Below are 769 nucleotides of genomic sequence, written 5' to 3' on the forward strand. Positions count from 1 at the left end.
CTCTAGACAACATATCAGTTTTAGCAGTAAGTTGAACAGCTTCAACACGTGTTATCACTCTATTTGGTTGCCAACCATTATCAGTACCAGCGGAAATTTTTAAGTCAATCAAAATGTTGGCATATTTTTCTCCCCAATGTCCTTTTAAATCTTCAAATTTACTTTGGCCATTATCATTTGTTGTACTCTGTAGTTTATAAGCATTTACTAGCATAGTAGCCATGGCAGCACGAGTAACTTTTCCGGATGGATTGAAGAGTCCATTCCCTTCACCTTTAATAATGCCAGTTTTTTCAGCAGCAGCAATATAGGGAGTAGCCCAGTGGTCTTGGGTATCTGTAAAAGAAGGTTTGGCTTTTGTATCAATTTTTATCCCTAAGGCTTTTGTTATAATTGTTGCGGCGGAAGCTCGATCTAACGTAGCGTTTGAGCCAAAGGTACCATCTGGTAAACCTGATATAGCTTGTTTTTCCAATAAATAATTAACAGATTGCTCTGCCCACTTTGGAACATCAGGAAACTTTTGAGTATCCGCAAAAATACTAGAAGAATAGGATAATATAGCCCCCGCGAGGAGACCTGTTGTGATTAATTTGCGCTTCATAAAAATATACACCTCTACCAATCTATTGTATTACCAAATTGAGATTTTTTATTTTTATATTTATATGTTTGTGATGATGCTGAAATCTATTCAATTCGTTGTAACGATTATAGTTACTTATATGCACGAGTGTCAATGAATAACTTTAACATAAATGTATAATGT

Annotated in this window: 1 protein-coding gene; it reads right to left on the bottom strand. The window is 35.4% G+C overall.

Annotation, left to right across the window (positions count from 1 at the left end; translation table 11 throughout):
• The coding region (locus tag AC1DJR_RS32155) for an S-layer homology domain-containing protein (protein WP_477004487.1) at positions 1–604 on the bottom strand (604 nt) is incomplete at its 3' end.
• Positions 605–769: the final 165 nt, after the last annotated feature.

It is taken from the genome of Bacillus sp. 05T31, assembly GCF_056396725.1.